Genomic DNA, 23,917 nt, shown 5'->3' on the forward strand with positions numbered 1-23,917 from the left:
GCGCCGCCCGCTCCCGCGACGATCACCCACTTTTCGGGAAACGGCCGCGGACGCGCGACGGCCGATCCGAACGGGCCGTGCTCGACGGGGCTGGACGACCAGCAGTCGTCAGCAGCCGCACCCGGCGACTGACGCCCGGCCGCGGCCGCACTATCGCTGCGCCGGCTCCGCATGCGGCAACGCCGCCGCGAACGTTGCGTCGATGAAGCGGATCACGTCGTCGAGCGACGACGTGCACGTCGCGCCCGCGGCGAGCTCACGAAACGCGCCGTCCGGCCCGAGGCAGATGAGAGGCTTGCGCCAGCGCTGCGCGAGCGCGATCTCCTCGGCGGTCCCGTGCCCGCCGGGCAGCGCGACGATCAGGTCGCTGCTCAGCACGTTCACGTAGTTCCGGTTGATGGTGTGCGGATCGGCGCCCGGTTCGCGGCGCGGCAGCGGCGTGAGGATCGGGATCTCGACGAACGGATGCGGGTAGCCGTCGAGCGGCACGAAGCCCGCATGCGGATCGGCCTGCGTCGGCAGGATGCCGATCGACCGGCCGGCCCGCGCCGGCACGTCGGCGAACGCGCGCGCGACCGCCAGCATCACGCCCTGGCCGCCGCCCGTCAGCAGGTTGAAGCCGGCCTGCGCGAGCCATGCGCCGAGCGGCTCGGAGAATGCGAGCCACGGTTCCTTGCCCGAGCCCATCACGCCGATCGTTCGGTGGTTGCGTTGCATCGTGTATTCCGGTGATGTGATGAATCGTTGAATTGAACCGCGACGCGGCAGCGGGATGCGAAACCCGGCCGCGCGCCGCGCATCGTCATGCGAGTTCGACGCCCTTGAGCTCGGGGATCAGGAACAGCGTCGCGACCATGTCGAGCACGTAGAGGCCGGCGAGCAGCGCGATCGCCGTCTGGAACGAGTAGCGCGCGGCCAGCGCGCCGACCGCCACCGGCCCGAAGCCGCCGACCGCACGGCCGATATTCCACAGCACGTTCTGCGCGGTCGCGCGCGCGGCGGTGGGATAGCCTTCGGACATCAGCGTGCCGTAGCCGCCGACCATCCCGTTGACGAACATCCCCATCAGCGCGCCGGCCCACAGCATCGCCGTCGGGTCCGACAGGTGCGCGTAGGCGATGACCGTCACGACCGAGCCGAGCTGGTACAGCAGGAACGTCGGCTTGCGGCCGATACGATCGGCGAGTTGCCCGAAGGTCCAGACGCCGATCATCATCCCGACGACGGTCACCGCGGTCCACAGCCCCGACTTCGTCAGCGAGAAGCCCATCTGTTTCGACAGGAAGGTCGGCAGCCAGATCATGATCCCGTAGTAGCCGAAGTTCTGGACCGAGCACAGGATCACGATGCCGAGGCTCGTGCGCGCGGTGCGCGCGTCGGCGACGAGCATCCGGAACGCGTTGGCGCGCGGCCGCGTCGCGCGCCGCACGAAGACTTCCGGCTCGTGCAGCCGGTTGCGCAGCACCCACGCGAGCAGCGCGGGCAACACGCCGACCACGAACATCCCGCGCCAGCCGATATGGAGCAGCAGCAGCGGCGTCAGCAGCGCGGCCAGCAGCACGCCGGCCTGCCAGCCGAGCGCGACATAGCACGACACGCGCGCCCGCTTGCTCGCCGGCCACGCTTCGGCCGCGAGCGCCATGCCGATGCCGAATTCGCCGCCGAGGCCGATGCCCGCGATGGTGCGATACACGAGCAGGTCCCGGAAGCCCTGCGCGAACGCGCACAGGCCGGTGAAGACCGCGAACAGCATGATCGTCCAGGTCAGCACGCGCACGCGGCCGTAGCGGTCGCTCAGGGCACCGAACAAAATGCCGCCCGCGACGGCGCCGATCAGCGTCCACGTGACGAGCGCGCCGCCCTGCCCGGGCGTCAGCTGCAAAGCCGCGGTGATCGCCGGCAGCATGAAGCCGAGGATCAGCAGGTCGAAGCCGTCCATCGCGTAGCCGATCGCCGAGCCGGCCAGCGCCTTCCACGCGTACGCCCCGACCTGCCCGCCGCGCGGCGCCGCCGGATCGTCGAGCGCCGAAGATTTCATGTTTGATGCCATGGTGTCCCGCCGGAAATGTCCGGGCGACATTCTAAGGCCTGTTCCCGCGCATGACGGGCCCGTGCACGGTCGCACGCAGAAAGCGCCGCGCTGCCCGCTTCCGGGAACGGAAGCGGGCAGCGGCGGTAATAAATTTGAAAGATGTTGAAGCCGGCGATCCCGCAGTCAGGCCGGGACACCGAAAGAACGGGATGAAACGGGAGTGGTGAGGCCGGCGCGGGTCGAACGGCACCGGCGCGGTGCCGGCGCGGTGCTGACTCAGCCCTGATCGTCCCCGGGCCACCAGGTTTTGGCCTCGCGGTCGACGAGCAGCGTATCGAGATCCCGGCCTTCGAGCCATTTGGGTCGCGGGCCGCGGCCCGACCACGAGCGGCCGGTCGTCGGATCGTAATACTTGGCAGGCGCCTTGCGTTTTCGCTGGACGATGTAGCCGAGGGCGCTCAGCACTTCCTGCTGCGAGATGCCCAACAGCTGGACCTGCTCCCTGAATGCCGCGAGTGCGGCTTGCTTCTCCTTCTGCTTGGCTTCCGACAGCTTGATGTTCAGGTCCCGAAGTTGTGCTTCGAGTTCCTGCAGAGCCTGGGTCATGTATTCATCCTCTTTGGGCATGTTTTTATTCAAAAAACCTCCGATGGCAGAACCTATCACGAAGTTCCGCCAATCTGTGTTGCGATGTGTGAATCGTTTGCCGGCATCTGTAAGGGTTTCGAAGTGTGCCGAACGCAACACCATCGTCGAAAACCGCATGACATCGGCACGCAACACCTGGCGCGCCGCGTTCGAACGCGCGGCGAGCCTTCGGCGGCGACCTCCTCGCCGCCTGGCGCCGCACCCTGGCACAGGCGCGGCATGGCGCGAATGATAGCAGTGCGCATCCGTCATGTTCGAGGACTTTTGCGGTCCGGCGCACACTCGCCGGCCTTGGCCCGCGAGCCTCGACGCCGGCGCGGCGTTTCACGTGCCGAAGCGGCACCCGTCCCGCGCGATCCGCGCATGCAGCTTCGCACCGTGCGCGGCGTTCGGCGCGCTTGCATGGCCGACGGGTCCGGCCAGATGTCCGCGGAAATCCGGATGCGCGGCGCGGTTCCGCGACGCCGGCCCGTGGCGGATGCAGTTGGTCAGGATCAGGCGGCAGCCGCCGCGGCGCTTGTCGTAGCCCGCGTACGCGCAGTGATGCAGCGGCGAGTCGCTGCCGCTCGCACTCCTTCGCATGCGCGCCACGACGGAAGTCGTCGAGCCGGCGATCGCCGACGGCCGTCATGCCGCTTGACCGGTTGACGTGCGTCAAGGCCGGGCGCACGGCCAAACCTAGACTGGACCCATGCCCTCTCACCGGATGTCGCAGTCACTCATCACAGGAATACACCATGCGCATCACCGTTCATCTCGACACGTTCGCGCATGCCGGCCCGTCGGCGTATGCGATCGTCTGGCTTGATTTCGACGAGCAAAAGTGGTCGTGTGAAGGCCACTACGCGATGGCAATGCCATCATGGGGGACGCTTGCCCGGACCGGCGACGGCATCCGGCTTGCCGTGCCCGATGCCAGCCGTCCGCTCATCGTCCTTGACGGCTTCGCGTCCGGCAATGCCAAAGCACCGAGTGTCGGCGCATCCGGCATGGCACGCTGGTACCCGCATGCCCATCACGCGCCGGATGCCGGTCGCTGGCGCGTGCAATGTCTCGATACCGAGCAGGCCGAACCCGAGCACCGGCTGTTTGCAGACGACGCACGCTGAGCGCGTCGCACACACGGAGCCGGCATCCTGGCTCGGTCGAGAGCCTCGGCCGAGACTGACGCGCGAACCGCTAATCTTCCGTTTCCGGAATCGCGTTGACGATCATCGAGAACAGCTTGCCGAGATCGGCTTCGAGCTTGACCCCGTCGAATGGATCGCGATTGGCTCCGAAGGCGAGATCAAGTTCCGCCCAGTCCTCGTTTGACAGCAAACGTCTCGCGGCCGGCAAAATCAGCGTCTCCTCGGTAAACCGGTGATCCGAATAGAACTCGGCATATTCATCCACCAGCGCCACCAGTGCCGCTAATGCGGGCGCCCCCTTCAACTCGTACCGGGTCAGCGCGTGTTCGAGATTGGTCAACATCCCGTCGCCTCGCGCGTGCTGAGTCTCCAGTTCGTCGATCACGCCGTCGAATTCGGAAGCCACATCCCGCAATGGGGCAAACAGGTAGCGCTCCTCTTTCGGATGATGTATCTGCTCGGGGTACTCTCGAATGTAATAGAGCATCGCCCGGAACACCATGAGACCCGGAACGGGCTTGCCAGCCGCAAGCAGATGGACATAGCGCCGCATGCCCTCGACGACGGCAGACAGCCGCTCGTGCTCACGGAGGATGACGGTGATCGCGGCCCGTGGCCCCAACGACGACATACCAGACCTCACGGAAACAGGCGGAATGCACTGGCGATCGCTCGATCGACTCGCTTGCGCGGCGAGCCCGTTAGCCAGTGCCCACAATTTCCATCTTGGTCGGCTGCGGCTCGACATCAAAGTGTGCCGACGCGACGGCCTTGAGGGAGATCAAAGAGTGTGCCGGCCCGGCAACGCGCGAAGTCGGCATGCGTCGGCCGATTCGAACAGGTGCCCTGCCGACTGAATCGCTCGTGCTTGTCATCGATCCGGCACCTGGTTTTCGAGGTCCGGATGCGCTCCGCCGTCAGCGCGATCGTGTGAAAGACGGGCGACTGCGATGGACCGGCAAAGCACCCGCGGCGAGCGGCAAAATACACTCGTATTTGACTTCAATCAAGATATCCGTCTCCGGCGCTCTCACACTGTATTCAGTATCGCTACGCAAGCATGAGGCCGCCATGGAAGACATCGATACCAACGCAAGCGACCGATACCGGCTGTTTGGCTGTACCGCGGTTCGACTGGAAGCAAAGAAAGATGAACAAGATGTTTTTCTTGCCAATGTCACTGCTACCGATCGTCATCGCGATCGGCGGCGTCCCGTCGCACGCACGCGCCGAGGACGGGGAGCAACTGGCTCGGCAGGTCTGTGCCACTTGCCACGGTGCACGGGGACACAGCGAATCACCCATGTTCCCGCGCTTAAGCGCCCAGACACCGGAATATCTCACTGTGCAGCTCAAGGGCTTCCGCGAGCACACGCGGGGCGAGACGCATGCGCGCGAGTATATGTGGGGTATTGCGTCGCGGCTCGACGATGCGACGATTGCATCGCTTGCAGCCTATTACTCGCATCAGGAACCGGTGCATGGCAAGGCAGGCAACGCCGCGCTGATGGCCAGGGGGAAAGATATTTTCGAGCATGGCGTACCGCACCGGGGGACCCCGGCATGCGCGTCGTGCCATGGCCCGCAGGGCCAGGGTGCCGGCGCGTTCCCGCGGCTTGCCGGACAACACGTGAACTATCTGCTTCGGCAGATCGAGTTCTTCAAGAACGAGACACGTGCCAATTCCCCCGTCATGACAGCCGTTGCTCATACGCTGGATGCCGACGACGCCAATGCGGTCGCCACATGGCTCGAATCGCAGTAGGGTCGTAAGCGCGAAATCCTCTGCACGTCGCCGGCACTGCTGAATCGATCCACGATTGCGTCCGCAACCCACAGTTGCGGACGCAACCACGATGACATGTGACACGATCAACCCCGATTCAGACGGGCTCGTCCCGAGCCACGGCGCATGGAACGTGCCGATATCGATATGGATGACGTAACGTTCCGCTTCGTCCGGCAACTCGGCCAGAAAGCAGTCGGCAGGGAACGGGCACGCACGAGGTCGCGCGCGCGATCGCATCCGATACGAAGACGCGCCGCGATCGGCTCTCGCTTGCTCGCGTGATTTTTCGAATGCGCCAGGGTATCGGCGAACCGGACGGGCCGCCTCGCGGCCCGGACGCTTCCCGCCAAACGGGAATGTTGCGCGGTGTAACGTCCCGCCGCGCCCCGGCGCCGACCGCTGCCACACGTTGCGGCATTGCGGCGCGCCGCGCTTACGGCAGCGGCGGCGCGTCGCGCAACACGGCTTGCAGCCCCGTCGCGAACGGCGTCGCATGATCGATCCCGAGTGCGCGCACGCGCGATGCATCCAGATGGCAGTCGTACGGACGCGGCGTCGCATCGGCCGGCGTGTCGATTCGCGCGAGCGCGGCGTCGATGCCGAGCGCGGCCGCGATCCGTTGCGCGATGTCGTACTTCGTCATCGGTTCCTCACCCGACCAATGACGGATACCCGTGACCGGCGAACCCGCGAGCTGGCGCAGCGTCAGGTCGCGGATCACGTCCGCCACGTCCGGCGTGTAGGTCGGATAGCGGATCGCCCACGCGTCCATGCCGACCGCATCCGCGCCCGCTCGCGCGGACGCGACGATCGCCGGCACGAGGCTCGTGACGGCCGACTCGCGCCAGTCGACGATCGGGCCGTAGAGCAACGGCAGGCGCAGCACGCAGGCAAGCGGCGACGCGGCGAGCAACGCGGCCTCGCCTTCCAGCTTGGTGCGGCCGTAGATGTTCAGCGGGTTCGGCGTGGCATCCTCGCGGTACGGTGCGGCCTTGCCGTCGAACACGTAGTCGGTGGAGATGCCGAGCGTCCACGCGCCGTAGCGCGCGGCAAGCGCGCCGATGCGGGCCGGCGCGTCGACGTTGATCGCGCGCGCGGCCGCGGGGTCGCGTTCGCAGACGTCCGGGCGACGCTCGGCGGCGCAGATGATCACGGCGGCCGGGCGGCGCGTGTCGAACAGACGCTCGAGTGCCGGCTGATCGAGCACGTCGAGTCGGACGATGTTGTCCGGCGGCAATGCGAGGCGCCGTGCGCCCGCGGTGTCCGGATTCCGGATGGTTGCGACGAGCGTCAGCGACGCTTCGCGGGACAACGATGCGGCAACCGCACGGCCGAGGAGGCCGGACGCGCCGATGAGAAGGATGGTCGGGTGCGACACGGTAGCCAACGATGAAAGCGGACGAGGGGCCCCAATCTATACGAGAACCGGCAACCGATGTCGATTTCGCTCGCCCGTCGACGACGGGCGGATGATGAAACACGGGCCCGGTGCGCTTCCACGCACCGGGCCCGTCGTGCAGCACGAATTCTCGCGCCTGCTTACTTCCGGTCGAACGAATACCGCCCCGGCCCGCTCACCGCGAGCAACAGCAGCCCGCCGATGATGCTGATGTTCTTGTAGAAGTTGATCATCGCGAGGTACTGGTCCATGCCCTGCAGCGCCCAGTAGCGATGCCCGATCAACGCGGTCGCGAGCGTATAGACCGCGAACACCAGCGCGAGCGGACGCGTATAGAAGCCGACCGCGATCAGCGCGCCGCCGACCAGCTCGACCGCCACCGCGATCACCGCCGACAGCTCCGGCGACGGCGCACCCGTCGACGCCATGTACGCGACCGTGCCCGAGAAGCCGTTCAGCTTCTGCCAGCCGAACAGCACGAACAGGATCATCAGCAGCACGCGAGCCGCCAGCAGCAGCTCGTCCTTCTTCGACTCCAGCGAAACGTAACGCATAGCAATCACCTTGATTTGACGGTTTGACGCATTCGGTGCCGACGTCCGCCGCAACGGCGAACTCACGGATCGACAACGAACCCGCCTCGCACGATCGAACCGCGGGCCGGCCGGCCCGCTGCCGAAGAATCCGTCCGGTCGCGCCGTCGTGGCGCGCTGCGGAGCGGTTCTGGCGAAGCACGGGTGCAGTCTACTGTCTCACCGAAAATCATCAATCCGTCACAACAAGATTGGCTGTCTCGATTTGGTGGACAATTGTCACGTAACGAACGCGTCATAGCCGGCCGGCGGGGCATCTCACACGAAAGGGCTGTCGCGGCTTTCCCTTCCATGCAAAGCAGCTGGCGATCGGCGGTGGGCCAGCCAGCGCAGCGTCGAGGCCTCCTCAGCCCGCGAATACGCCGGACGGCACCCGCCGGACATGCCGATGGCACCGGCCACGCCATGACCTCAGGTGACGATGGTCTGGCGGATCGAGACGCCCTGGGCCGCATTCGATACGGCCTCCCATTGCTCCCACTCGGCCAGTCGCGCCGCGTAGGCCGCGCGCACGACGGGCATGCCCTCGGTGCCCAGGAACAGACGCAACGGCGGCTTGTCCGTATCGACCACCTGCAGCACGGCCTGCGCCGTGGCCTGCGGTTCGCCGAATTCCATGGCCGCACCCCGCGCGAACGCTTGCTGACGCAGCGCGGCGTAGGCCTCCTGCCCCTCGGAGATCTTCAGGGACGCGGGACTCGCGAAGTCGGTCGCGTAGGCACCGGGCTCGATCAGCGTCACTTTGATGCCGAAGTTGGCGACTTCCTGCGCCAGGCTGTCGTGCAGGGCTTCCAGCGCCCACTTGGAGGCGTTGTAGAAGCCGGAAATGGGACCGGCCACGATGCCCGCTACGCTGGAGACGCCCAGGATATGCCCGCTGCGCTGGCTGCGCAGGACAGGCAGCGCCGCCTGGATGACGCGCAGCGCGCCAAAGAAATTCGTCTCGAATTCGGCTTTCACGTCGTCGACCGTGGCTTCTTCGATGGCGCCGACCAACGCGTAGCCGGCGTTGTTCAGCACCACGTCGAGTCGCCCGAAATGCTGGTGCGCCTGCGTGACTGCGTCCGCAACCTGCTGCGCATCGGTCACGTCCAGGGCCAGGGGAAGTACGCGGTCGCCATGGCGCTCCGCAAGCACGTCCAGTGAGCCCGCGTTGCGGGCCGTTGCAGCCACCCTGTCGCCGCGCGCCAGCGCGGCTTCTGCCCAGATGCGCCCGAATCCGCGCGCGGCGCCCGTGATGAACCAGACTTTCGATGTCATATCGCATACCTCCATGTTGGGGAAAAAAGCCGTACGGTCTGTCAGCGCGTCTGACTGAGGATGATGCGGTCGAACATGCGGTCGCCTAGCCAGACGCGCATGCGGATCAGCATCTTGGCGAACTTGCCGGCCGCATAGCGCGTGCGCGGCTTGCGACTGGAGACGGCCTTGGAGACCACGTCCGCGATCACGCGCGGATCGCTACCGGTGCCGTGTCCGTATGTCTTCTTGATCGACTTGGCCACCATCTGCACCAGGCGGCCATACGGGCCGCTGGCCGAGCGCTTGACGATGCTGTCGGTGGCGGCATCACCGAAGCCCGTCTCGATCACGCCGGGTTCGACGATCACGACCTTGATGCCGAACTCGGCCACTTCCAGGCGCAGGCAGTCCGACCAGCCTTCCAGTGCGTGTTTGGTCGCGTGGTACCAGGCCCCCAGGATGCTGTACATCTTGCCGCCCATCGACGTGATGTTGACGATGTATCCGGAGCGCTGGGCGCGCATGGCCGGCAGCAGGAGTTGCGTGAGCCGCGCGGCGCCGAACAGATTGACCTCGAACTGGTAGCGCGCCTCGTCGATGCCGATTTCCTCGACCGGCCCATACAGGCCGAAGCCCGCGTTGTTGACCAGCACGTCCACCCCGCCCGTCCGGGACAGGATGAACTTGACGCCATCGACGATCTCGTCGTCCCTGGAGAGGTCCATGCGCAGAGGCTCGGCGCCGAGTCGCGCCAGGTCGTCCATCTTGTCGACACTGCGTGCAGCGACATAGACCTGATAGCCGTCCTTGATCAGGCGCTGCGCAATGGCCTTGCCCATGCCTGACGATGCGCCGGTGACCAAAGCCGTTTTTCTCTTTCCTGTGGTGGACATGCCGCACCTCGTTTGTTGAGTTGCCGCTAGCTTTTCAGGAAAAGCAGGCCGCTTGCCTCGCGTCATGCGCCAAACGGCTTGCGATCCGCGCCGCCGCACGGGGCGCGATGGTCATCGGCCGGCCTCCTGCACACGGCTGCGCAGTGCCTTGAGCGTCCCGTACGGCGTGTCCACCACTGTCCGGTTGGCCAGCCAGTCGGGAATGGCGCCGCCGGGGGATGCATGCATCTGATAGGTGACTTTCACACCCTCCGCGTCGGGCACCAGCTTCCACTGACCTTTGGCCTGCGGAATCCGCACCTTGCCCTCGCGCAACGGCAGGTAGTCGGGGACCGCCTCCACGCGCACGGTGACCGCGCCGTCGCCGGCCTTCGTGTAGGTGAAGTGATAGATGCCGTCGCGGTTGGAGACCGGCCAGGGCGCCTTGTTGTCCAGGTAATGGAACTGCTCGGTGTCGGTGGCCTTGAGCAGTTCGGAAGCGGCCACGTCGGGCATCCATTGACGGTAGGCATCGGCGTCACGCAGCACCTTGACGACGTCATCGGAGGTAGCCCGGATCTGCACCTCGCCGCGGAATTCGCGCAGCGGCGATCCGTCGACGTTGCGCACGTAGACCCTGATGCCATCGGCCTGCCTGGCGAGCGACCAGCCGTCCTGCGCGAAGGTCGTCTGGCTGGCCAGCAGCCCAATCAGCAGGGCGGCGGAAAGAAGATTGCGTCGGGCGATCATCGCGAAACCTCATGGAGTGAAGATGCCTTCACCATAGAGGGCCACGCTGCGCAGCGAACTCGCCACGCGCGCCAGAGGGATGGCGATCGGCGCCAGCCTGAACGTGGCTCAGCGCAATTTCGTTCGCGCCTGTGCAACCTGGGCTGCCAGGCCGTGGCGTTGCAAGACCGACCGGATGGCAGGCAACTGCGCGACGGCAGCCTCGTAGCCCAGGTGCCGTGCCGTTTCCCGGCCCTCGGCATCGTCCATGCCCGCGGGCGCGATCGGCGGAGCGATCAGCACGTCGATCGCCAGCATCAAAGGCAGGCCTGCGCGCAGCCGACGCGTTCCCATCTCGCTCAATTCTGCGCGGCGCCCAGCCTGGCCAGCTCGGCAGAAGGCAGAACCACCACGCCCCGGGACGTGGGAACGGTTCGTACCAGCGCCTGGGCAACGGCCTCGGCGTGTACGGGCTTGTAGGCGCCGGGGAGGATCGGCGCGAGCAGTCTGGCGACGGGGATCGCGATGATCTCGCCGTACCGCGTGGCCTGGCCCAGGCCGTCCCGGTAGTCCAGCAGCAGCGAAGGTTGCGCGATGACCAGCGCCGTGAAGGGCATGGCCTTGAGCGCATCTTCCAGTTCGCCCTTGACGCGGGTATAGAACATGGACGACCGGGCATTCGCCCCTGCTGCGCTGACCAGCCCCACGCGCCGCGCGCCCGCCGCAAATGCGGCCTGCGCCACGGCCAGGTTGGCATCGAAGTCCACCGCTCGGAAGGCCTCCTTGCTGCCCGCCACCTTGATCGTGGTGCCCATGGACAGGTACACCTCGTCGACCTGCGCCAGCGTGGGCAAGCGGCCGAAATCCACCTGGTGGACCTGGAGCCTGGGGTCGCGCACAGCCAGCGGGCGGCGGCTTAGCGCATGGACCTCCGAGACAGTCCGGTCGGCCAGCAGGGCCTTCAGCATCAGGCCGCCCACGAGTCCGGTGGCACCTGCCAGCAGCACTTTGCGTTGTTTCTCTTGCAGGGTCATGAGTGTCGTTCTCAGTTCAGGCGCATGGCATTGCGCGCGGTATCCGGCGTCTGCCCGGTCCATTCCAGGAAGGCGCGGTAAAAGGAGTTGGGATCTTCGAAACCGAGCAGGAAGGCGATTTCGCCGGCAGTCATCGTCGTGCTCCCGAGGTAGTGGCGGGCAAGACTTTCCCGGGTGGTGTTCACCAGCGAGCGGAAATTCTCCCCTTCGTCTTCGAGGCGGCGCTGTAGCGTGCGCTTGCTGAGCCCCAGGCGCTCGGCGGCTTTCTCGATGGTGGCCGTGTTGCCGGGCAGCAGCTCCAGCAGCACCGCACGCACGCGCTCGGCCATCGTGGCTGTGGCGTCCAGTTCGCTGAGCCGACGACGCAGTTCGGGCTCGAACACGCGCCACATGCCTTCGTTCACGGTCAGGAACGGGCGCAGGGCATCGGCGGCGCCAAAGGTAATGGCCGGACGCTCGCCACGTTGAACGGGCACGCCGAAGAAGCGCTGGTAGCGCGGCGCACAGCTAGCGGGCGGAAGCTGTGGCAGAGCCACCCGCAATGCCTGCACGGGCTCGCGTGTGGCCAGGCGAGCCAGCCGCAGGAAGAACGCGACCTCGGCCACCTGCAGCGAATAGGGCAACTCGGTCTGCACCGACAACCAGCGCGGCGACACCGTCAGCGATCCGGCCTCATCCACGTCGACCTCGAGCCTCATGGGCGCCACAAGTTGCTTGTATTTGGCCAGGCGCTGCACCGCCTGCATCAGGTTGGCACTGCACAGGGCGGCGAACAGCGGCGGATCGAATACCTCGGCCGAGACCATCTCGACGAGGCGCAACGGAAACATGGGGTCGTTCGCTTCCAGCTCCAGCGCGCGCCAGAAGCGGAAGTACTCGTCCGTGTCGAGCCCGCGATCTGCGCGGTGAAACAGGTCTTCAGGCAGACGCGCCCTGCGCAGCACGTGGTCGGGCTGCACGCCGAAGTCCTTCAGCAGCGTGCGCCATGCGATATCCAGAGAGAAAGTGAGGTTGCGTGCCATGGGTGTGCACCAGAAGTCGATGATGGCCGGACGGGGTCCGGTGTGCGGTAACAGCTTAGCTGTTGAACCGCGATCGGATACATGCAATGCGCGCCAAATCGATCGCAGGATGTGACATTCGAGGGGGGCGGCAGTTGCATAAGAGATAGCGGGCGGGCGCAAGGCATGCGAAGAATCCAAACGATTCTTTACGGCATGCTTACTGTCAACCGTCGCGTCGCGATGACCGTTCATACTCGGCAAGGCGGCTTTCTCCCGGCTGCCCGTTCATCGTGCGACGGTCCCGGTTCGAATCCATGCCGATTCTTTTTCGGCAAGACCGCGCGACCATCATCGGAGCCATATGGCATTTCGTCCGTCCTTGCGAACAGCAGCCACGCTTTGCGTTCTTTGCGTGGCGATGCTGGGCGCGTGCGCCGCCGTGGCGCAGCACCCTGCCGACGCGACCGTTTCATCTCGATCGCACACCGGCACGCAGCTGAAGACGGTGCCCGGCGCCCGGATGGCCGGCGCGCCTTTTGTGCACCCCGGCCTGCTGCATACGGAGCGCGATTTCACGCGCATGCGCGAGAGCGTCGCCGCGCGGCGGCAGCCGTGGTTCGACGGCTGGCAACGCCTGGTTGCCAATCGGCATGCGTCGCTCGACTGGAAGCCGAATCCGCAGCCGGCCATCTATCGCGGCCGAAACCCCGACCACCCGGAAAATTACGCGACGCTCTTCAATGATGCCGCCGCGGCCTACGCGCTTGCACTTCGGTGGAAGATCACCGGCGACGACGCCTACGCGCAACACGCGATAGGAGTCCTGAACGCGTGGTCGCGCACGCTGACGACGATCGGCGGCAGTTCCGACAAGTTCCTGGCTTCCGGTATCTACGGCTACCAGTTGGCGAACGCGGGCGAAATCCTGCGCACGTCTCCGCTGTGGCGCGCCGACGACTTCCGGCGTTTCCAGTCGATGATGCTCGGCGTGTTCTATCCGATGAACCACGACTTCCTGGTTCGGCACAACGGCGCAAGGATCGACCACTACTGGGCCAACTGGGATCTCGCCAACATGGCGTCCATGCTGGCGATCGGGATCCTGACCGATCGCCACGACATCTACGCCGAAGCGGTCGACTATTTCAGGCATGGCGCCGGCAACGGCTCGATCGAACACGTGGTGTGGAAGTTGTATCCGGACGGGCTGGGTCAGCTGCAGGAAAGCGGGCGCGACCAGGGGCATGCCATGCTCGATATTGCGCTGCTCGGGGCGTTCTGCCAGATGGCCTGGAGCCAAGGGGACGATCTTTACGGATATGACGACAACCGGTTCCTGCGCGCAGCGGAATACGCCGCTCGATACAACCTCGGGAAGGACGTGCCTTACACGCAATACACGAACAGCGATGTCACGCAGCCCGTCATCTCGTCGAATTCGCGCGGTAACGAGCGCCCTGTATGGGCACTCGTCTATAACCACTACGTCGTGCTGAAAGGGCTCTCCGCGCCGGACGTCGAGGCGTTTGCCCGCAAGGTCGCGCCGGAAGGCGGCGGTGGCGACTATGGTCCCAACAGCGGCGGCTTCGATCAACTGGGATATGGCACGCTGACGTATACGCTCGAATGACGGGCAGCTGTCAGCGATCAGCGAATCGTGAACCCACGGTTCGCCGCCGAATTTGCCCCACCCCGAGACAGCGAGGTAGATCGCTTCCGGTGCGGACATCTTGCCGGATGCCGCTCGCATCACGGCCGAGCTTGAAGACAGTCGCCAGGATGGCCGGCCGTCGATCGCGAAGCGCGTTGGCCCAAGACCAGGGCCTCGTCACGCACAGCGCATCCGCCCGCCGGATCACATCAAATCGATCGGCAGCGTCTTGTCGAGATTGTCGTGCCAGGCGCGAATGGTCTTCGGCATGGTCTTTTTCCACGCCGGCACGTTCGAGTAGTAGCGCATGCGCACCTTGTCATGGGCATCGAACACGAGCAGCCCGATCCACAACTCTGTGCCCCGGCGCATCACGATCGCGGCGTTCGTCGTCGCGATGCCGCGCACCCAGTACGACTTCACGTCGGCGTTCAGGCCGTCAAGATCCTGCTCGTCCGCGCTGGTGTTGATCGTATCGACGAGCGTCTGATAGTCGGCGCCGAGCAGCGTGTGCGCGATCGCGTTCTGGTGCGCGTCGGCCAGCACCTTCAGCGTCACAAGGTCAGCCGCCTGGCTCGCCTGCGCGTTCGACGCCGTCACGTACTCGCCCGAATACACGACGCCCGCACCGGCGCCGCAATCGGCATCGCGGCCCTGCTGCGCGACCTGGACGCGGCCGCCCCTGCGGCTGAAATCGAGCCGGCATCGATCCTGGCGAAACGTGCCGCGCTCGCCGTGCAGGTCGATATCGCCGTCGAGTCCGCCGGTATTCGCGCCATTGTTGCCGCTCAGTTCGAAGTGCAGACGCGGTGCCGTGCCGGTGAACGTCAGCACGCCGCCGAACGACGGGTTGTCGCTGTCGCGATACCACGTCTGTTGCCAGCGGTCGGCCGCAAGCGGCTCGCCGTTCAGGCTCGCGAGCCGCTCGCGATAGCGATCGCCCAGGCACGACGCATCGTTGCCGCAGCGATCGCGCTGCTTGAGCCATTTCAACTGCGCCGCCTTCAGCGCGGCGGTATCGCCGCCTTTCGCGAGCGTCTTCTTCCACGCCGCCGCCAGCTGGCCGTCGAGCGACGACAGCCCGGCGTCCGCGCAGATCGTCTTCTCGGTCGGCGAAGCGGCTTTCGCGCAGTCGAAGCCGGCCGCATGCGCGGCCATCGGCGCGATCGTCAGTATTGCCAACATCATGGCGGCTCGCGGGCTCACGCTCCACGCATGCCGGCCGCGAAGCGCGGCTTGCCCTCGCTCGCCGGCGCGAGCACTCGATCGGTTCTGGGTTGTCATGGCCTGGATCGTCGCTGGTTCGCGGGCCTGTAGAAACGCCATGCCCGCAACGTTCGAGGTAAAAATGCCCGGCGCGGCATGCGGCACTCGCCCCGCCCGCCGAAGCGTAACCCGAACCGGGCGCGCCATCCACACCGATCACGCGCACGATGCCTCGGCCTTGCATGTGCACGCCGTGCTGGCGACACGCGCGAACGCCGGCAGCGCAAGCACGCGTCAGCCGTCAGCCGTCGAATGGCACCAGTTCGTAACTCGTGCTCCGGCCACCGGACGACGAGCGATGCAGCACACCGCGCGCGACGAGCTGCTCGATATCACGCAGCGCCGTGTCTTGCGAGCACTTCGCGAGGGCGGCCCACTTGCTGGTCGTCAGCTTCCCTTCGAAACCATCGAGCAGGCGATTCATCACCTTGACCTGACGTTCGTTCATCGCGAGGCCCGCACATCGCTGCCAGAAGCGCGCCTTGATCAGGACCGCATCGAGCGTCGTGTGCGCGTGATCGACGGCCCGGCCCAGCGCATCCAGAAACCACGCGAGCCATGCCGTGACGTCCAGCGAACCGCACTGCGTGCGCTCCAGCACGTCGTAATACGCATTGCGCTCGCGCTGGATTTGCGCCGACAGGCTATAGAAGCGCTGCGGGCTCCGATCAGCGCGCGCCAGAACCAGATCCCCAAGGGCGCGTGCGATACGGCCGTTGCCGTCGTCGAACGGGTGGAGCGTGACGAACCACAGGTGGGCCAGGCCGGCCCGGATCAGCAAGGGCTCGACCGGCGTCGCATTGAACCACCGCAGGAAGCGCTCGATCTCGTTCGGCAGGCGCGCGGCAGGCGGCGCTTCGAAATGCATGCGTTGCCGGCCGATCGGCCCGGACACCACCTGCATCGGCCCGCTCGCATCCGTACGCCACGCGCCGACGGTGATCCGCGACATCCCGGAATAGCCGGTCGGAAAAAGCGCCGCATGCCACCCGCGCAGCCGGGCTTCGGTCACCGCCTCCGCCGAACGGGCCGTCGCGTCCAGCACCATGTCGACCACGCCCTCGACATGGCGATCAACCGGCGCCAGCGCCCCAATATCGACGCCGAGCCGGCGCGCAATCGATGATCGGACCGATGCGACGTTCAGGTTGTCGCCCTCGATGGCGCTGGTCTTGACGACATCCTCCGTCAATGCGGCCAGGCTGGCCTCATCGCGCAGTGCGAGGCCGACATCCGCCAGTCTCCCGGCCAGCGCACCTTGCGCACGGCTGACATCGACCAGTGACGTCGCGAGTGCCGGGAGGTCGAAGCGCCAGGCGGGCCAGTCGGACGACTGCCAGATGAAGGTGTAATCTCCGCTCATGATGCGGAGATTATCCCACCGATTCACCGCATGACTCAACAATCTCCGCAAATTCTGCGGAGATTACGCTTCGATTCACCGCACGCGCCGCACGCCCGCGCCTCTACCGCCGCCGGTCCGCGCCGCCGTTCTCCGCCGGCACGGCCTTCCCCAGCCGCTCGGCCAGAAACCCGATGAACGTCCGCAGCGTGACGAATCCTTCACGGTGCTGCGGAAACACCGCGTTCAGCGTGATCGGCGGCGGCGCGTACGCGTCGAGCACCGGCACGAGCGCGCCGCTGTCGAGCGCCGCGCCGACGATGAAATGCGGCAGCAGCGCGATGCCGAGCCCCGCGATCGCCGCGTCGCGCACGACTTCGCCGTTGTTCGCGACGAGCGGCCCCTGCACGTCGAAGGTGCGCGCCACCCCGTCGACCCGGAATTCCCAGCCGACGCGCCGCTCGCGCCCGTACATCAGGCACGTATGGCCGGCGAGGTCGGCCGGCGTCGCGGGCGCGCCGTGCCGCTTCAGGTAAGCGGGGCTCGCGCACGCGATCATCTGCCACGCGCCGAGCGCTCGCGCGATCAGCGTCGAATCCTCGAGCGTGCCGATCCGCAGCACGAGATCGAAGCCCTCGCCGATCAGGTCGACCCGCCGATCGGTCAGGTCGACGTTCAGCCGCACGGCCGGATGCGCGGACAGGAATTCCGCGATCAGCGGCGACACGTGCGTGATCCCGAACGACAGCGGCGCGCTGATCTTCAGCGAGCCGTGCAGCTCGGTGCTGCGTACCGACATCGCCTGCTCGGCGTCGGCGACCTCGGCGAGGATCCGCTGCGCGCGCGCATAGAACTCCTGCCCCGATTCCGTGACCGCGAGATTGCGCGTGTTGCGATGCAGCAGACGCACGCCGAGCGACGCCTCGAGCGCCATCGTGCGCCGGCTCACGAACTGCTTGGACAGCATCAGCTGGTCGGCCGCCGCCGTGAAGCTGCCTGCATCGACGGTCGCGACGAAGATCCTCAGGTCGTTGAGTTCCATATTGTCCACTCCATAGCGACAGTCATTATCTCCACGGCCATTTATTTGTCAAATAGATTGACCTAAGATTCATCTCAACGAACGGCCGGGCCCACTTCCGAGGTCCGGCGACATCCAGGAAAAATCATGATCGAGACTCGTGCAGCAAACCAACGTGGCCGTGCCGAGCATGGCTGGCTCAGCTCCCGTCACACGTTTTCTTTCGCGAACTACTACGATCCTAAGCAAGTCGGCTTCTCCGACCTGCTGGTGATCAACGACGACCGCGTCGCGCCGGGCCGCGGCTTCGGCACGCACCCGCACCGCGACATGGAAATCCTGTCGTACGTGCTCGACGGTGCGCTGGAGCACAAGGATTCGATGGGCACCGGGTCGGTGATCGTGCCGGGCGACGTCCAGTTGATGAGCGCGGGTACCGGCGTGCGTCACAGCGAGTTCAACCACTCGCACGAGACGCCCGTCCACTTCCTGCAGATCTGGGTCGGACCGTCCGAGAAGGGTGCCGAGCCGCGCTATCAGCAGACGAACATCGCGGAAGCCGACAAGCGCGGCAAGCTCACGCCGATCGTGTCGCCCGACGGCAACGGCGGTTCGCTGAAGATCCGCCAGGACACGCGGATCTACGCGGGCCTGTTCGACGGCGACGAGCGCGCCACGCTCGAACTGGCACCGGGCCGCTTCGCCTACGTGCATGTCGCACGCGGCAGCGTGACGGTCAACGGCGTGACGCTCGGCGAAGGCGACGGCGCGCGCATCCGCGACGAACAGGCGCTGACGTTCGCCGACGGCAAGGATGCCGAAGTGCTGGTATTCGACCTGCGTCCGGTCGAAGTGACGGCCGAGTGGGCATGACGCCTGCTTGGAACCTCGGGCCCCGCTGAAGGCGGGGCCTTCTTAATCGGAGATTCGCAACATGGCCAAGGTACTCGTTCTTTACTACTCGTCCTACGGGCACGTCGAAACGATGGCGCAGCACGTCGCGGAAGGCGCGCAATCGGTGCCCGGCGTCGAGGTCACGCTCAAGCGCGTGCCGGAAACCATTCCCGCCGACCAGGCGAAGGCGATCGGCGTCAAGGTCGACCAGGCCGCCCCCGTCGCCACCGTGGACGAACTCGCGGGCTACGACGCGATCATCTTCGGCACGCCGACCCGCTTCGGCAACATGGCCGGCCAGATGCGCACGTTCCTCGACCAGACCGGCGGCCTGTGGATGAAAGGCTCGCTCGTCGGCAAGATCGGCAGCGTGTTCGCGTCGACCGGCACGCAGCACGGCGGCCAGGAAACCACCATCACGTCGTTCCACACGACGTTGCTGCACCACGGGATGGTGATCGTCGGCGTGCCCTATGCGTGCAGCGGGCTCGTCAACATGAACGAGATCACGGGCGGCACGCCGTACGGCGCGACCACGCTCGCGGGCGCGGACGGCAGCCGCCAGCCGAGCGCGAACGAACTCGACATCGCCCGCTACCAGGGCAAGCACGTCGCGGAACTCGCCGCGAAGCTCGCGTCGTAACGCGAACGAATGCCGCGCGTGCCGGGAAGCCCCGGGGCCCCGGGGCCGCGGCGCGTGGCGCTTGCGCGGCACACACACGAGCGAACGGCGCCGGTCGAACCCGGCGCCGTTTTTCATTGAACCAACGTCGGCCCTTGCCGGCCGCCTGCGGCCGTTTGCAGCCGTTTGCAGCCGTTTGCAGCCGTTTGCGGCCGTTACTGGCCCGATGCAGGCGCGGCCGGCGCCGGCGCCGCCTTCGTCGCGGGCGCCTTCTCCACCGCGTTCTGCGGATAGTTGCTCTGGTCGTTGGTGAGCCGGTAGCCGGTGCCCGTGCCGATCGCCTTCAGGTCCTTCGCGTGACGCGCGCGCGCTGCCTTGCGGGCAGCTTTCTTCTGCGCCTTGTCGAGTTGCTTCTGCGTCGGTGCGGATGCCGGATTCTCAATGGGCGCGGACGCCGGATCCTGCGCATATGCCGCCGGCGCCGCGGTCAACAGCAGACCGAACGACGCCGTTACTGCCACTGCCACCGAAACCACGCGAGACTTCGTCATGACCGGTTCTCCTTGTCGATTGTTGGATGTGGGTCGAACGCCGGCCCGCACGCGACGGACGTCGGCGTGCCGCCACGGCGCCGATGCAACGTTAGCCGATCGCTGCACAAATGTCCGTGCCGGTTCCTGAATTCTCCCGATAACGGCAACGATACATCCGCGGCAGGCGCCCGGCGGGCCGGCGCCGAGTGCGCGGCCATCAGGGAAACCGATAGCATCCCACGCCGCCGCTGCCCTGCGCCGCTCAGATCCAGCGCGACAGCACCGGCAGCAGGATCGGCACGACGAATGCGGTCAGCACGCCGTTCAGCCCCATCCCGAGGCCCGCGAACGCGCCGGCCTCCTCGCTGACCTGGAACGCGCGCGCGGTGCCGATCCCGTGCGACGCGACGCCGAGCGCGAAACCGCGCACGGCCGGCTCCTCGATGCGCAGCGCGTTCAGGATCGCGCGGGCGCACACGGCGCCGAAGATGCCGGTCGAGATCACCAGCACGGCGGTCAGCGACGGAATCCCGCCGATTTCCTGCGCGACGGCCATCGCGATCGGCGTGGTCGCGGATTTCGGTGCGAGCGACGCGATCGTCTGGTGCGACGCGCCGAACAGCGCTGCGATGCCGACCGCCGACACGATCGCGGTCAGCGAGCCCGCCAGCAGCCCGACGAGCAGCGGCACCGCGGCGCGCCGCAGCTTCGACCACTGGCGGTACAGCGGCAGCGCCAGCGCGACGGTCGCCGGGCCGAGCAGGAAGTGGACGAACTGCGCGCCCTCGAAATACGTCGGATACGGCGTGTGCGTGATCGTCAGCAGCACGACGATCAGCGCGACCGCGATCAGCACCGGGTTCGCGAGCGGGTTGAAGCGCGTCCGCGCATAGATGGCCTGCGCAATCAGGTACGCGATCAGCGTGATCGTCAGGCCGAGCAGCGGGGTCGCGGCGAGGTAGACCCAGATCGCGCCGAGTTTCGGGAAGGCCGTCATTGCGTGCCCTCCGCCGCGCCGTCCGCGCGCCGCTGGCGCCGCAGCAACGCGCGCGTGACGAGCGCCGTCACGGCGATCGCGAGCGACGTGCTCACCGCCAGCGCGACGACGACCGCCAGCGCATCGCCGCGCACGCGGTCGGCCGACACCATGATGCCGACGCCGGCCGGCACGAACAGCAGCGACAGATGGCGCAGCAGCTCGAGCGCGGTCGGCTCGATCGCGTCGGCCACCCGCGGGCGCAGCATCACGAAACCGAACAGCAGCAGCATGCCGATCACGGGGCCCGGCACCGGCAGGCCGAACAGGTAGGACACCCCTTCCCCGAGACACTGGAAGGTCAGCAAGACCGCGAACGCCTGCAGCATGAACCGCTTCTCCCGAACGTGGCCGCGTGACCGGGCAGCCGATGGGCCGGCGGCATGCGACGCCGGCGTGGACGATACGCGCGATCGTACCAACAATGGGCGCGGCGGGCACCGCGGGCCAACACGCGATCGGGATCGGCATCGGGCCGCTTCGATCCGGCCGCCGGGGTCGCGTTTCGACGGCCCTGTCGCCCCGCTCCCCATGCGAAAGCGGCGGACCCGAGCCCGCCGCTTCGCCGTTCGCATTCGAACCCGTTCGAATGCCGCTCGCAGCCCTACTTCAGGCGCGTGGCGATTTCGTTGGCCATCGCCTTCATCGCCGCCCTGGTCGGCGCATCCTCGGCCAGCGCGTTCAGCAAACCGAAGTCGTGAATCGTGCCGTCGTAGCGCGTGGTCGTCGCATCGACACCGGCTGCGTCGAGCTTGCGGCCGTACGCTTCACCTTCGTCGCGCAGCACGTCGAACTGCGCGACCTGGATCAGCGCGGGCGGCAATCCCTTCAACTGCGCGGTGCTCGCACGCAGCGGCGATGCGTAGATCTCGTTGCGTTGCGCTTCGTTCTTCGTATAGGCGTCCCAGAACCACTTCATCATCGGCCGGGTCAGGAAGTGCCCCTGCTGATACGCGTTGTACGAACCGGTATTGAAGTCGTGGTCCGTCACGGGCCACAACAGGCCCTGGAAGCGGATCGCCGGGCCGTCCTTGTCCTTCGCCATCAGCGCGACGACGGCCGCCATGTTCCCGCCGACGCTGTTGCCGACCACCGCGAGGCGGCTGCCGTCGACGCCGATTTCCGCGCCGTGCGCGGCGACCCACTTCGTCGCCGCATACGCCTGGTTGATCGCGACCGGGTAATGCGCTTCCGGCGACGGCGTGTAGTTCACGAACACCGCGACGGCGCCCGATTGCACCACCAGATCGCGCACCAGGCGCTCATGCGTCGGGAAGTCGCCGAGAATCCAGCCGCCTCCATGGAAGAACATGAACACCGGCGGCGTGCCCGCCACTCCTTGCGGACGCACGATCGTGATCGGCACCGACAGGCCGTCCTGCTCGATCGTGCGGTTCGATACGTCGATGCCGGACAGATCGACCTTCGCGCCGCGCTGGGCATCGACCAGCACCTGACGCGCCTTCGCGGGGCTCAGCGTTTCGAGGCCCGGCCCCTTCTGGCCGTTCAGCACGGCGAGCAACCCGCTGGTCGCCGTATCGGGACGGACGCCGTCGGTGCCGGCGGCAAAGGCGGCGGGGGCGGTGAACAACGCGGCCGCAACGGCAGCGGCGATCAGCAGCGGCTTGACGATCTTCATGATGAGACTCCTTGGCTCAACCGGTGTATGCAATGAATGACGACGGATTACTTCGTAGTACGTGCGATCAGACGAGCGTCAGCGTGACGTCGATGTTGCCGCGCGTCGCGTTCGAGTACGGGCAGACGATGTGCGCGCGGTCGATCAGCGTTTGCGCGGTTTCACGGTCGAGGCCCGGCAGCGAGATCTTCAGTTCGACTTCGATGCCGAAGCCGTTGGGGATCGCGCCGATGCCGACGCTGCCTTCGATCGCGGCGTCCGCGGGGATCGCGATCTTGTCGCGGGCCGCGACGAACTTCATCGCACCGATGAAGCACGCGCTGTAGCCGGCTGCGAAAAGTTGTTCAGGGTTCGCGCCGGCGCCGCCCGCACCGCCGAGTTCGCGCGGCGTGGTCAGCTTCAGGTCGAGACCGCTTTCGGGCACCGTGGCACGGCCGTCACGGCCGCCGGTGGCTTTTGCATGAGCGCGGTACAGCACTTTTTCGATCGACATGACAGACTCCTTTTCAATGATGTGAAACAGCCTTCCAACCGGGATCGCGCGCCGACGGCCTGGCCGCCGGCATCACGTTTGTTTATCTACTCATAGATAGACACGTATCCCCAAAAAATGCGGATGATCGAATCCATCCGCCCGATTATCTATCTACTACAAGATAGATAACTAATCCCAACAAAAGGCGGCGAACCGCCTGACTGCCTGCCCCGTCCGTCAGGACCGGGTTTTCCAGACGGCCTCGACATCCTCGAGACGCGCCCGCGTATGAAACAGCCGACTGGCCAGCACGCTGCCCTGGAACGCCGCGTACAACGTGCGCGCCGCCGTTTCCGGCGTGCCGCTGAACTGCAGCGTGCGCTCCTTCGCGCCCTGCGCCAGCAACTCGGCGAGCCAGTTCTCGTTGGCCTTGAAAAAGGCCTGAACCGCCTGCCGCACGCGCTCCGGCAACGATTCGATGTCCGCCGCGAGCATGCCGCACAGACAGATCTGATTGCCGTCGCCGAGCGTTCTGCCGAACAGCTTCGTGTAGAGGCTCAGCTTGACGTCGGCCGGCAATGCCGGATCGATCGCCCGCATCGCCGCAAGCACTTCGTCGCTGTACGCCGCCACCGCTTCCAGAACGAGATCGTCTTTCGACGGGAAGTAGTAGTGGATGCTCGACGTCTTCACGCCAACCAGATCGGACAGGTCTCGATAGCTGAAGCCGTTGTAACCGCGCAGCATCATCAGCGTGATCGCGTGGTCGAGAATCTGTTCGCGGACGGTCGTCTTCGTTTCCATGGATCGAACTTTATCTACTCGTAGATAGATAGTCAAGACTTTTTTGTGGGGCGCGATGAACGGCCCGGGGGGTCCCGGGTGCCGGCATGCCGCCGCGACTGCTTACAACCGCCCTGCAGCACAAGCGAATCGGTGCGACACTCGCAGCCGGGTGCCGCTGCC

26 protein-coding genes and 1 pseudogene are annotated in these 23,917 nt (G+C 66.4%); 5 read left to right on the forward strand and 22 right to left on the reverse strand.

Annotated features, from left to right (window positions below):
* Nucleotides 1-150: 150 nt before the first annotated feature.
* The 4 genes and pseudogenes from U5A56_RS30405 to U5A56_RS30420 form a co-directional block, all read right to left on the reverse strand.
* The gene (locus U5A56_RS30405) at nt 151-717 is read right to left on the reverse strand and encodes a DNA-binding protein (RefSeq protein ID WP_321926158.1); all 567 of its coding nucleotides are present in this window, start codon (nt 715-717) and stop codon (nt 151-153) included.
* An 85-nt stretch (nt 718-802) separates the two neighbouring features.
* Complete coding sequence (locus U5A56_RS30410) at nt 803-2,050, reverse strand: MFS transporter (protein ID WP_321926160.1); 1,248 nt, start codon at nt 2,048-2,050, stop codon at nt 803-805.
* Between the two features lie 258 nt (nt 2,051-2,308).
* Nucleotides 2,309-2,638: an H-NS family nucleoid-associated regulatory protein gene (locus tag U5A56_RS30415; protein ID WP_044847685.1), complete on the reverse strand. Its 330-nt coding sequence runs from the start codon at nt 2,636-2,638 to the stop codon at nt 2,309-2,311.
* A 366-nt stretch (nt 2,639-3,004) separates the two neighbouring features.
* Nucleotides 3,005-3,181: pseudogene (locus U5A56_RS30420) on the reverse strand (RNA-directed DNA polymerase); the annotation flags it as partial.
* 236 nt (nt 3,182-3,417) lie between these two features.
* On the opposite strand from U5A56_RS30420, the gene U5A56_RS30425 reads away from it, so the two are divergent.
* Nucleotides 3,418-3,789: a DUF3564 family protein gene (locus U5A56_RS30425; RefSeq protein ID WP_044847687.1), complete on the forward strand. Its 372-nt coding sequence runs from the start codon at nt 3,418-3,420 to the stop codon at nt 3,787-3,789.
* A 70-nt stretch (nt 3,790-3,859) separates the two neighbouring features.
* Here U5A56_RS30425 and U5A56_RS30430 read toward each other — a convergent pair whose 3' ends face one another.
* Nucleotides 3,860-4,441: a hemerythrin domain-containing protein gene (locus tag U5A56_RS30430; RefSeq protein ID WP_124521235.1), complete on the reverse strand. Its 582-nt coding sequence runs from the start codon at nt 4,439-4,441 to the stop codon at nt 3,860-3,862.
* 519 nt (nt 4,442-4,960) lie between these two features.
* Between U5A56_RS30430 and U5A56_RS30435 the strand changes: the two genes are divergently transcribed.
* Nucleotides 4,961-5,575, forward strand: a complete 615-nt coding sequence (locus U5A56_RS30435; RefSeq protein ID WP_124488071.1) for a c-type cytochrome — start codon at nt 4,961-4,963, stop codon at nt 5,573-5,575.
* 457 nt (nt 5,576-6,032) lie between these two features.
* Here the strand turns inward: U5A56_RS30435 and U5A56_RS30440 are convergent, their stop codons facing one another.
* From U5A56_RS30440 to U5A56_RS30475, 8 genes are all read right to left on the reverse strand, one after another.
* Complete coding sequence (locus U5A56_RS30440) at nt 6,033-6,977, reverse strand: SDR family oxidoreductase (RefSeq protein WP_321926164.1); 945 nt, start codon at nt 6,975-6,977, stop codon at nt 6,033-6,035.
* Nucleotides 6,978-7,138: 161 nt separating this feature from the next.
* On the reverse strand, nt 7,139-7,552 hold the full coding sequence (locus U5A56_RS30445) for a DoxX family protein (protein ID WP_044847690.1): 414 nt from the start codon (nt 7,550-7,552) through the stop codon (nt 7,139-7,141).
* 450 nt (nt 7,553-8,002) lie between these two features.
* Nucleotides 8,003-8,851 carry an SDR family oxidoreductase gene (locus tag U5A56_RS30450; RefSeq protein ID WP_321926166.1) on the reverse strand — a complete coding sequence of 283 codons (849 nt, stop codon included), beginning with the start codon at nt 8,849-8,851 and terminating at the stop codon, nt 8,003-8,005.
* 41 nt (nt 8,852-8,892) lie between these two features.
* Nucleotides 8,893-9,726, reverse strand: a complete 834-nt coding sequence (locus U5A56_RS30455) for an oxidoreductase (protein ID WP_321926168.1) — start codon at nt 9,724-9,726, stop codon at nt 8,893-8,895.
* Nucleotides 9,727-9,837: 111 nt separating this feature from the next.
* Entirely contained in the window at nt 9,838-10,455 is a 618-nt protein-coding gene (locus tag U5A56_RS30460; protein WP_321926169.1) for an START domain-containing protein, read from the reverse strand.
* Nucleotides 10,456-10,563: 108 nt separating this feature from the next.
* On the reverse strand, nt 10,564-10,752 hold the full coding sequence (locus U5A56_RS30465; RefSeq protein WP_321926172.1) for a hypothetical protein: 189 nt from the start codon (nt 10,750-10,752) through the stop codon (nt 10,564-10,566).
* Nucleotides 10,753-10,793: 41 nt separating this feature from the next.
* A complete protein-coding gene (locus tag U5A56_RS30470) occupies nt 10,794-11,468 on the reverse strand; it encodes an NAD(P)H-binding protein (RefSeq protein ID WP_321926174.1) in 675 nt (224 codons plus the stop codon).
* Nucleotides 11,469-11,479: 11 nt separating this feature from the next.
* Nucleotides 11,480-12,490, reverse strand: coding sequence for an AraC family transcriptional regulator (locus U5A56_RS30475; RefSeq protein ID WP_321810414.1), 1,011 nt, complete (start codon nt 12,488-12,490; stop codon nt 11,480-11,482).
* A gap of 421 nt (nt 12,491-12,911) precedes the next feature.
* Here U5A56_RS30475 and U5A56_RS30480 point away from each other — a divergent pair, with 421 nt between their 5' ends.
* Nucleotides 12,912-14,102, forward strand: a complete 1,191-nt coding sequence (locus U5A56_RS30480) for an alginate lyase family protein (RefSeq protein WP_321926175.1) — start codon at nt 12,912-12,914, stop codon at nt 14,100-14,102.
* Between the two features lie 225 nt (nt 14,103-14,327).
* Here the strand turns inward: U5A56_RS30480 and U5A56_RS30485 are convergent, their stop codons facing one another.
* The 3 genes from U5A56_RS30485 to U5A56_RS30495 all read right to left on the reverse strand — a co-directional run bounded on the left by U5A56_RS30485 (nt 14,328) and on the right by U5A56_RS30495 (nt 17,773).
* On the reverse strand, nt 14,328-15,311 hold the full coding sequence (locus tag U5A56_RS30485) for a lysozyme inhibitor LprI family protein (protein WP_321926176.1): 984 nt from the start codon (nt 15,309-15,311) through the stop codon (nt 14,328-14,330).
* A 319-nt stretch (nt 15,312-15,630) separates the two neighbouring features.
* Nucleotides 15,631-16,752 carry a Fic family protein gene (locus U5A56_RS30490; protein ID WP_321926177.1) on the reverse strand — a complete coding sequence of 374 codons (1,122 nt, stop codon included), beginning with the start codon at nt 16,750-16,752 and terminating at the stop codon, nt 15,631-15,633.
* A gap of 103 nt (nt 16,753-16,855) precedes the next feature.
* Nucleotides 16,856-17,773: a LysR family transcriptional regulator gene (locus U5A56_RS30495; RefSeq protein ID WP_321926178.1), complete on the reverse strand. Its 918-nt coding sequence runs from the start codon at nt 17,771-17,773 to the stop codon at nt 16,856-16,858.
* 126 nt (nt 17,774-17,899) lie between these two features.
* On the opposite strand from U5A56_RS30495, the gene U5A56_RS30500 reads away from it, so the two are divergent.
* Nucleotides 17,900-18,625, forward strand: coding sequence for a pirin family protein (locus tag U5A56_RS30500; RefSeq protein ID WP_044847699.1), 726 nt, complete (start codon nt 17,900-17,902; stop codon nt 18,623-18,625).
* Between the two features lie 61 nt (nt 18,626-18,686).
* The gene (gene wrbA / locus U5A56_RS30505) at nt 18,687-19,289 is read left to right on the forward strand and encodes an NAD(P)H:quinone oxidoreductase (RefSeq protein WP_124646406.1); all 603 of its coding nucleotides are present in this window, start codon (nt 18,687-18,689) and stop codon (nt 19,287-19,289) included.
* A 194-nt stretch (nt 19,290-19,483) separates the two neighbouring features.
* Here wrbA and U5A56_RS30510 read toward each other — a convergent pair whose 3' ends face one another.
* The 6 genes from U5A56_RS30510 to U5A56_RS30535 form a co-directional block, all read right to left on the reverse strand.
* Nucleotides 19,484-19,819, reverse strand: coding sequence for a hypothetical protein (locus U5A56_RS30510; RefSeq protein WP_044847701.1), 336 nt, complete (start codon nt 19,817-19,819; stop codon nt 19,484-19,486).
* Nucleotides 19,820-20,063: 244 nt separating this feature from the next.
* Nucleotides 20,064-20,798 (reverse strand): LrgB family protein, encoded by a 735-nt coding sequence (locus tag U5A56_RS30515; protein WP_124646407.1) that lies wholly within the window; start codon nt 20,796-20,798, stop codon nt 20,064-20,066.
* Nucleotides 20,795-21,166: a CidA/LrgA family protein gene (locus U5A56_RS30520; protein ID WP_044847703.1), complete on the reverse strand. Its 372-nt coding sequence runs from the start codon at nt 21,164-21,166 to the stop codon at nt 20,795-20,797. Before U5A56_RS30520 ends, U5A56_RS30515 begins: the two co-directional genes overlap by 4 nt.
* A gap of 275 nt (nt 21,167-21,441) precedes the next feature.
* The gene (locus U5A56_RS30525; RefSeq protein ID WP_321926182.1) at nt 21,442-22,476 is read right to left on the reverse strand and encodes an alpha/beta hydrolase; all 1,035 of its coding nucleotides are present in this window, start codon (nt 22,474-22,476) and stop codon (nt 21,442-21,444) included.
* Between the two features lie 67 nt (nt 22,477-22,543).
* Entirely contained in the window at nt 22,544-22,969 is a 426-nt protein-coding gene (locus U5A56_RS30530) for an organic hydroperoxide resistance protein (RefSeq protein ID WP_011880657.1), read from the reverse strand.
* A 219-nt stretch (nt 22,970-23,188) separates the two neighbouring features.
* On the reverse strand, nt 23,189-23,755 hold the full coding sequence (locus U5A56_RS30535; RefSeq protein ID WP_124488085.1) for a TetR/AcrR family transcriptional regulator: 567 nt from the start codon (nt 23,753-23,755) through the stop codon (nt 23,189-23,191).
* Nucleotides 23,756-23,917: the final 162 nt, after the last annotated feature.

Origin of the sequence: Burkholderia sp. BCC1998, assembly GCF_905339875.1 — a bacterium.
In the GTDB taxonomy this organism is placed as follows: domain Bacteria; phylum Pseudomonadota; class Gammaproteobacteria; order Burkholderiales; family Burkholderiaceae; genus Burkholderia.